Origin of the sequence: Exiguobacterium aurantiacum, from assembly GCF_001766415.1 — a bacterium.
In the GTDB taxonomy this organism is placed as follows: Bacteria; Bacillota; Bacilli; order Exiguobacteriales; family Exiguobacteriaceae; genus Exiguobacterium; species Exiguobacterium aurantiacum_A.
The window spans coordinates 34,635-42,661 of record NZ_MKXO01000013.1 but is presented as its reverse complement, the minus strand read 5'-3'; the positions used below and the strand labels follow the sequence as shown (position 1 = coordinate 42,661).

The following is an 8,027-nucleotide window of genomic DNA, read 5'->3' as shown; positions in this document are numbered from 1 at the left end:
TCGTTTTCCTGGAGACGGACTTCTAAATCTAGGGGCAAAACCAACTGGTTCATGGTATACTCTTTGTACATAGGGGCACCTCCAAAGTTATGGTTTGGTCACTTTAACTTTATCAAAGGTCGCCCCTATCTGTTTAGTCTGAAATGCGTGCACGAACCCATAAAAATGAGAAGAGGCCACCGGGAGCGAACAAGTCGCTCCCGGTGGCCTCTTTCTTATAAATCTACTGGGTTATGTCCCAGCCTCTTTTTGATTCAGTCTTTTCGTAACGAGTCACGACGCTCGATCCGGTGCGGCAAGACGACGTTCTTCTCTTCGATTTCTTCAGCATTCAAGATTTTCGTCAATAATCGCATAGCGACAGCTCCGATGTCATACATCGGTTGAACGACCGTCGTCAACTTCGGACGAATCATCGTGGCGAGACGTGTGTTATCGTGACCGACGACTTCAAAATCGTTCGGCACAGAATACCCAGCGTCTTGGATCGCATGGATGACGCCGAGTGCCATCTCGTCCGTACCGGCGAAGATTGCTTTCGGGCAGTCATCGCGTCCGAGCATCTTTTGCATCGCTTCGAGGCCAGACGCATACGTATAGTTCCCAAGGATGACATCGTTCTCACGGAACGGAAGTCCCGCATCCTCAAGAGCACGGCGGTAGCCAGAGAACTTCTTCTCGCCATTGATTTGTTGCTCGAGCGGCCCCGTGATGAAGCCGACTTGTTTATGGCCGTGGCCAATCAACATTTTGGTTGCGTCATAGGCAGCCTGCTCATAGTCGATATTGACCGCTGGGAGGTCATACCCTTGGTTCAACGTCGCTGCAAGAACGATCGGGACCGGTGATTTTTTGAACTCATCAACGAGGTCTTCGTGAAGACGGCCGCCCATGAAGATGATCCCATCGACTTGTTTACCGAGTAACGTGTTCAACAAATGAATTTCCTTGTCACGGTTCGAGTCCGAGTTGCCGAGGATGATGTTGTATTTATACATCGTCGCCACGTCCTCGATTCCGCGTGCTAAATCAGCAAAGAAGATGTTTGAGATGTCTGGCACGATGACGCCGACTGTCGTCGTCTTTTTACTCGCGAGACCACGTGCGACGGCGTTCGGACGATAGCCGAGTCGATCGATTGCTTCCTGTACTTTTTTACGGGTTGTCGGCTTCACGTTCGGGTTTCCGTTGACGACACGTGAGACGGTCGCCATCGACACCCCTGCTTCGCGTGCGACGTCATAGATTGTGATATTGTTACTATTCATTAAAACTCCTCCTACAAGCAATGATTTTCAAACGATTTTCAAAAAACGTATCAAAAAAGGAAGACAGGTATCTGTCATCATTTTACCCTGTCTTCACGCTATATAAAACGTTTCCAATTGGAAAGCTTATTTTTTAACCAAATCAAGTTGAGGGAACTGAGCTGTGAGCCCATCGATGAACTGATCAAATTGATCGAAATCAAGCTGCTGCTGGGCATCAGACAAGGCGATTGCCGGATTCGGGTGCACTTCGACCATGACGCCGTCGGCCCCGACCGCGAGCGCCGCTTTCGCTGCAGGAAGCAACAAATCGCGTCGTCCCGTTGAGTGTGTGACATCGACCATGACCGGTAAATGTGTCTCTTGTTTTAAAATCGGCACGGCTGTGATGTCGAGCGTGTTACGTGTCGCCCGCTCATACGTCCGGATACCGCGTTCGCACAAAATGACTTGGCTATTGCCGCTCGCCATGATGTATTCCGCCGCATAGATGAATTCTTCGATCGTCGCCGCAAGACCCCGCTTTAGTAGAACCGGTTTTGACGTCTTTCCGACTTCTTTCAACAAATCGAAGTTTTGCATGTTGCGCGCCCCGACTTGAATGATATCGACGTAAGGCAGCGCTGACTCGACCGCACCCGGTGTCATAATCTCTGAGATGACACGCAAGTCGTGGCGATCGGCCGCTTGTTTCAACAGTTTGAGCCCTTCAAATCCGAGACCTTGGAAGTCGTACGGTGAAGTCCGCGGCTTATAGGCGCCGCCGCGCATGATTTTCACACCGGACAACGCTAATTTCTCAGCAACTGCATTCACTTGCTCGAACGATTCGACCGCACATGGACCGGCAATCAATTGCGGCCGACCGTTACCGATGACTACATCTTTCAATGTGACGATCGTATCTTCGGCTTGACGCTTGCGCGACACGAGCAACGTTTTATCTCGGTCTTCTCCTTGCAACTCGGCAGACGCTTTAAACATTTCTTTGAACAAATGCTGAAGGCGTGACGTCTCGAAAGGACCGGGATTCGAGGCGGCGATGAAATCTAACATTTCTCGTTCTCGAACCGGGTCATACCGCTCCACACCTTGAAGACGTTTCACTTTTCCAATTTCGACCGCGAGCGTTCCACGACGACTAATCAAGTCGAGCATCTCACGGTTCAACTCATCCATTTCACGACGTAATCGATTCAATTGATCTTGTGGACTCATAATTTCCCTCTCATTCCTAATCCGTTCTTTCCAGAATCTTAATTATAGCGAACTTTATTCGCTTTGTCATAGACAAATGGGCTGTGACACAAAATCCACAAAAAAAGTGTCCGGATCGTCCGGACACTTGACGCATTATTTATTGCCGTTCTTCAAGTCGTTCTTCAATTCTTTCAGCTCTTGTTTTGATTCATCGTCGAGCAAGTCTTTGACAGGTGCCTCGAAATCCGACTCATAGTTCGTCGACTCGTCGCGACTATTCTTCGGCTCTTGCTTGCTCGCATTCGACTTATTCGTGTTCGATTTATTCGCATTCGAATTGTTCGCTTTCGAGTTTGACTCGCCTTTTGATTGGGCCGATTCTGGCTTAGCGTCCGTATCAGCTTGTTTTGTTGCTTCGCTTGACGTCTCTTCTGCTGCTTGATCGAGCTGTTCTTTCACTTCGGCTTCCGCTTCCGCGACGAGCTGATCCGCTTTTTCCATCGCTTCTTCGATTGAGAGTTCATCTTCGTCGACTTGCTGTTTCAGTTCAGCAGCCTCGCGTGCCTTATCTTTGACGAGATTGAGGACCGGAGCAGCCTTGTCGCTCGCTACTTTGATCCATTCCCCGACGACCGGCTCAGCTTTTTCACGTACTTCTTTTGATTTGACGGTCAAGCGTTCACGTGAAGTCGATGTTTTCTCATCGAGATAAGTGCGTACTTCGCGTCCACTTTTTGGCGAGGTGAGCAAGGCAACGGCTGCACCGATGATACCGCCGAGGACGACGCCGGCTAGGAATCCGCCGCTTGATTGCTGATCTTGATTCGTTTGGTCTTTTTTAACGTATGTCATAATATATCCTCCTTGGGCTTGTTATGATTTGATTGTATCGTCTGTCGCGATTAATCCTGGTGAGACCGACGGCGTGTCTTGCTTACGCTCCCGGCGGCCACGACGGCGTGACGGGCGCTCTTCTGAAGAAGTTTCTGTTTTGTTTTTCTTGAATAATTCTACTGCGACCGAGCCCCAACGTACGGCTTGGGCAATCTGGTCTTTATTTTCGTCTGCTGCCACGTGAACCGATGAAGAAACTGTTCGTACCGACTCGGTCACTTCATTTAGCGATGTGCCGAGCTCATCGAGGGCATGTGCCACCGGTGCGAGCAACTCTGTCTTCTCTTCCACGTTATCTACGAGACGGTTCGTCTTATGTAAGAGCGCCGTCACTTCCATTGTAATGCCATCCAACTGACGTTCTAAATTTTCTGTCGTATTCGCGACGCTGCCGAGTGTGCGATTGACGTTCGACAAGACGCGAGCCAAGAAAAATACGAGTACGACAAATGCAAGTGCTGCGATGAGCCCTGCAATGCCTCCTAAGGTGATTTCCATTCGTCCATTCCTCCTGTTCGATTATGTGGTGGTTTCATTATAGCACCATTATGACTGAAAAGATTTGTCACTACCGTTTTCGCCATCCGGTCTGATTATTCCTTTACCCGTTTTTATGTTTTCGATTACACTAAAATAGAAATAAATTAAAAAAAGTTTAAGGGGTGTTTGTATGAGAGATCCAAGAATCACACAATTGGCAGACGGATTGATCAATTATTCAACCGAATTAAAGCCAGGCGAACGCGTTCTCATCGAGAATTTCGGCGTCGAGGAGTCGCTCGTCGAGGCACTTGTCGAAAAAGCGTACGAAGCTGGGGGGCATCCGTTCGTCTTGTTGAAAGAAAGCCGTATCTTGCGGAAGTTATACACGCAAGCAAGCAAGGAACAACTCGAGTTGATGGCCGACATCGAACGCAAGCAAATGCAAGCGATGGACGCCTATATCGGTCTCCGTGCGGGTGATAACATTAACGAGCTGTCGGACGTTCCTGCCGAGCAACAAAAGCTTGTCGGCGCCACAATCGGTAAAATGCATACGGAAGATCGCGTCAAAGGGACGAAATGGGTCGTCTTGCGTTATCCATCACCGTCGATGGCCCAACTTGCCGGAAAATCGACGGAGGCGTTCGAAGACTTCTATTTCAACGTCTGCACACTCGATTACGGCAAGATGGACCGGGCTATGGACGCACTCGTCACGCTCATGGACCAAACCGACCGTGTCACGATCAAAGGACCAGGCACGGAGCTCACGTTCTCGATCAAAGACATCCCAGCCATCAAGTGCTCGGGTCAAATGAACATCCCGGACGGAGAAGTGTTCACCGCGCCGGTCAAAGATTCGATCAATGGCGTCATCACGTACAACACGCCATCGCCGTACCACGGTTTTACGTTCGAGAACGTGACGCTGACATTTAAAGACGGAAAGATCGTCGAAGCGACGGCGAACGATACCGCACGCATCAATGAAGTGTTCGATACGGACGAAGGAGCTCGTTACGTCGGTGAATTCGCGATCGGCGTGAACCCTTACATCCAACACCCGATGAAAGATATTTTATTCGATGAGAAAATCGATGGCAGTTTCCACTTCACCCCGGGACAAGCGTATGACGATGCCTATAACGGCAACAACTCTTCCATCCATTGGGACCTCGTCAATATCCAACGCCCTGACTATGGCGGCGGCGAGATTTGGTTTGACGACGTCTTGATCCGGAAAGACGGCCGTTTCGTCGTCGACACGTTACAACCGTTGAATCCAGAAAACTTAAAATGAACGAAAAAAGGTGCGCCTCCAAATTTGGCGCACCTTTTCATTATAGTTTCGTCTTTCTGCCGAGAGCGGCAGACATCATCCAAATTTCTTTTTCGAGGCGTTCGATATGGGAAACGAACGTATCTTCGATCGCTTCGTCCCCGTCCTCAAAGTTTTCCATCGCATCTTGCATTTCTTGACGGATTTGTTTGAAATCAGTGATCACGTCTTTGATCATCTGTTCTGTATCGGCGTGACGATCACCTTCTTGTAGTGTCGAGTGCTCTAAATACTCTTTCATCGTCGCATACGGTTCCCCGTCATTCATGAGTAAACGCTCGGCGACATCGTCATACAGCTCAGCGACCAAGTTGTAAAGCTCCTCTAATTTTTCATGGTATGTGAAGAAGTGAGGTCCGCTAATATACCAGTGGTAGTTATGAAGTTTGACGAATAGTAGGCCGTAGTTGGCCACCTCTTTGTTCAACGTATTCAATGAGCCTTGGCTTGCCATCCTTAACATCTCCTTTTTTGTGTTCAGTCGATAATACTATTTCCTTCTTTATTCGAGTTTAAACACAAAAAAGCGAATGGCCCGGGCCATCCGCTCACAACTTACGCTTCGAGTTTGACGAAGTTCTCATACTCGCGTTGATACGTCTGAATATCTCCTGCTCCCATGAACAACAAGACCGCATCACGATGTTGACGGAGAACGCCGACATCAGGACGTTTCAATACGTTCGCACCGTCGATCCGCGATTGAAGGTCTTCGATCGTGACCGTTCCTTCTTGTTCTCGGGCTGAGCCAAAGATATCGCACAAATAAACGGCGTCCGCTTCGGCGAGTGATGACGCGAAGTCATCCATAAACGACTTGAGACGCGTGTACGTATGCGGTTGGAAAATCGCGACGACTTCCCGTCCGGCGTACTTTTTACGTGCCGCTTCGACGGTGGCACTGATTTCGCGCGGGTGATGCGCGTAATCATCGATCAGGACTTGCCCATCGAGCGTCGATTCACTGAAACGGCGTTTAACGCCGTTGAACGTCTCGAGGCGCTCTTTCACAAGATCTTTCGATAAGTTCTCGTAGTCGCACGTCGCGATGACGGCAAGGGCGTTCAAGACGCTGTGGTTACCATATCCCGGAATGCGGAACGTCCCATAGAAATCGTCACGCAAATAGACGTCAAACGTCGTCCCGTTATCCGTCGAGTTCACGTTTTCGGCACGGAAATCGTTATGGGCACCAAACCCGTAATAGACGATCGGCACGTTCGCTTGAATCTGTTGAAGATTCTCATCGTCACCACAAGCGATAATACCTTTTTCCACTTGTTTCGCCATTTCTTGGAACGCATCAATGACATCGTCTAAGCCAGAGAAATAATCTGAATGATCAAAATCGACATTCGTCATAATCGCATAGTCTGGGCGATAGTAAAGGAAGTGACGCTTATACTCACACGCTTCAAACACGAAGTTTTTCGAGTCTTCCACGCCTTCGCCCGTACCGTCTCCGATCAAGAATGATGTCGGCTCAATCCCACGCATGACATGAGCGAGCAGACCCGTAGTAGACGTCTTTCCATGCGATCCTGTGATGGCGACACTTGTATAATGATCCGCTAGTTCACCAAGGAACTCGTAATATTTATAAATCGTCAAACCGAGCTCGCGCGCGCGCAAGATTTCAGGATGATCGTCAGTGAACGCATTTCCTTGAACGACGATTTGACCTTCAGTAATATTTTCAGGATCAAACGGAAGAATTTCGATACCTTTCCGTTTCAATGCTTCTTCTGTAAAAAATGTTTTGTCAACGTCCGAACCTCGGACTTCATTGTTCATATCATTTAAAATTTGAGCTAAAGGACTCATGCCCGTTCCTTTAATTCCGACGAAGTGATAACGGTTCATCTGTAAATAGCCCCCCTAATTCATTGCGGTTTGCAGAAAAAGCGACAAACCTTTGTCATTATAGCAAAACTCATGGAGTCGTGCTATTACAGATTATTGTTTTTTTGAGCAAGGCGTCGGCTGCGGTACATCGCCATCCGGTCTTGCGGAGTCATCATGACGTTCAATGGAGGGCTATCCGCTTTGTAAGACACGTTGACAGCAGGTGTCAACTCAGCTTCGTCAAGAGCGTGAAAGGGCTCGTCGGTATCGGTCTGTAATGTTTTTGCAACATCCTCGACGACAGGAGCTACTTCTTCGACCGATGTCACTCCGATTGAAACGTCCGTTGAAGCTGCCTCTTCTTTTTCTTCACGGACGACGATCTTTGACGTTTTCAAATGGGTCGAACCCATGAACACCGAGGCAAAACCGTCTTCTAAAATAGATACGTCTCCGAGTAACGGTTTCAGATCACTCGACGAGTCGGATGCGTTGTCGGCCTCCGACACAGAAGACTCATCAGCGCTCACGTCAGACGTTTCCTGGGAAATAGTCGCCTCTTCTGGCTCAGAAGGCTCGGCCACAGTCTGATGTTCTGCCGAGACCGTTTCCTCTACCACGAATGGAGACTCCACCGACTCGTTCACTTCCACGACAACCTCGTCTGGAACGAAAGGTTCTGTAACTTGCACAGGTTCGTCGACGACTATTTCCTCGGTAACAGGCACTACAGTCGATGGTTCTGGATCAATATCAGGCTCGCTTTGATTGATGGACAGATCGTCCCTCGTCTCAGGCGAATGCTCGGTCGGTAAGTTGATCTTTGGTTTCGGTCGCGCATATCCATAAATCGGAGATGGGACGTCAGACGGAATGAACTCGCCCGTTGGTTCAGGTTTTGGTGCAGGCGCACTCTTCTTCCCTTCTTGGGATAGTTCGCGCCGAATTCGCTCTGCTTGCTGTTTTAATGAACGTTCATATGCATCCATAGTCGATTC

At 49.0% G+C, this 8,027-nt stretch carries 8 protein-coding genes; 1 reads left to right on the top strand and 7 read right to left on the bottom strand.

The annotated features are described in order from the left end of the window. Positions 1 to 254: 254 nt before the first annotated feature. From ccpA to BJU60_RS14160, 4 genes are all read right to left on the bottom strand, one after another. The gene (ccpA, locus tag BJU60_RS14175; protein WP_070329438.1) at positions 255 to 1,268 is read right to left on the bottom strand and encodes a catabolite control protein A; all 1,014 of its coding nucleotides are present in this window, start codon (positions 1,266 to 1,268) and stop codon (positions 255 to 257) included. Between the two features lie 126 nt (positions 1,269 to 1,394). Beyond that, positions 1,395 to 2,486, bottom strand: a complete 1,092-nt coding sequence (locus tag BJU60_RS14170) for a bifunctional 3-deoxy-7-phosphoheptulonate synthase/chorismate mutase (RefSeq protein WP_070329437.1) — start codon at positions 2,484 to 2,486, stop codon at positions 1,395 to 1,397. Positions 2,487 to 2,621: 135 nt separating this feature from the next. Next, positions 2,622 to 3,320, bottom strand: coding sequence for a YtxH domain-containing protein (locus BJU60_RS14165; RefSeq protein ID WP_070329436.1), 699 nt, complete (start codon positions 3,318 to 3,320; stop codon positions 2,622 to 2,624). Positions 3,321 to 3,341: 21 nt separating this feature from the next. Then, entirely contained in the window at positions 3,342 to 3,860 is a 519-nt protein-coding gene (locus BJU60_RS14160; RefSeq protein ID WP_070329435.1) for a DUF948 domain-containing protein, read from the bottom strand. Positions 3,861 to 4,032: 172 nt separating this feature from the next. On the opposite strand from BJU60_RS14160, the gene BJU60_RS14155 reads away from it, so the two are divergent. Next, positions 4,033 to 5,145, top strand: a complete 1,113-nt coding sequence (locus tag BJU60_RS14155) for an aminopeptidase (RefSeq protein WP_070329434.1) — start codon at positions 4,033 to 4,035, stop codon at positions 5,143 to 5,145. Positions 5,146 to 5,185: 40 nt separating this feature from the next. Here the strand turns inward: BJU60_RS14155 and BJU60_RS14150 are convergent, their stop codons facing one another. The 3 genes from BJU60_RS14150 to BJU60_RS14140 form a co-directional block, all read right to left on the bottom strand. After that, positions 5,186 to 5,638, bottom strand: a complete 453-nt coding sequence (locus tag BJU60_RS14150) for a Dps family protein (RefSeq protein WP_070329433.1) — start codon at positions 5,636 to 5,638, stop codon at positions 5,186 to 5,188. 101 nt (positions 5,639 to 5,739) lie between these two features. After that, the gene (gene murC / locus BJU60_RS14145) at positions 5,740 to 7,047 is read right to left on the bottom strand and encodes a UDP-N-acetylmuramate--L-alanine ligase (protein WP_070329432.1); all 1,308 of its coding nucleotides are present in this window, start codon (positions 7,045 to 7,047) and stop codon (positions 5,740 to 5,742) included. Positions 7,048 to 7,133: 86 nt separating this feature from the next. Beyond that, positions 7,134 to 8,018, bottom strand: a complete 885-nt coding sequence (locus BJU60_RS14140; RefSeq protein ID WP_070329431.1) for a hypothetical protein — start codon at positions 8,016 to 8,018, stop codon at positions 7,134 to 7,136. Positions 8,019 to 8,027 lie beyond the last annotated feature (9 nt).

What these genes read in the sequence shown, in the direction of transcription:
- ccpA (WP_070329438.1), bottom strand. Translation starts at nt 1,268, where the DNA reads ATGAATAGTAACAATATCACAATCTATGACGTCGCACGCGAAGCAGGG.
- BJU60_RS14170 (WP_070329437.1), bottom strand. Translation starts at nt 2,486, where the DNA reads ATGAGTCCACAAGATCAATTGAATCGATTACGTCGTGAAATGGATGAG.
- BJU60_RS14165 (WP_070329436.1), bottom strand. Translation starts at nt 3,320, where the DNA reads ATGACATACGTTAAAAAAGACCAAACGAATCAAGATCAGCAATCAAGC.
- BJU60_RS14160 (WP_070329435.1), bottom strand. Translation starts at nt 3,860, where the DNA reads ATGGAAATCACCTTAGGAGGCATTGCAGGGCTCATCGCAGCACTTGCA.
- BJU60_RS14155 (WP_070329434.1), top strand. Translation starts at nt 4,033, where the DNA reads ATGAGAGATCCAAGAATCACACAATTGGCAGACGGATTGATCAATTAT.
- BJU60_RS14150 (WP_070329433.1), bottom strand. Translation starts at nt 5,638, where the DNA reads ATGGCAAGCCAAGGCTCATTGAATACGTTGAACAAAGAGGTGGCCAAC.
- murC (WP_070329432.1), bottom strand. Translation starts at nt 7,047, where the DNA reads ATGAACCGTTATCACTTCGTCGGAATTAAAGGAACGGGCATGAGTCCT.
- BJU60_RS14140 (WP_070329431.1), bottom strand. Translation starts at nt 8,018, where the DNA reads ATGGATGCATATGAACGTTCATTAAAACAGCAAGCAGAGCGAATTCGG.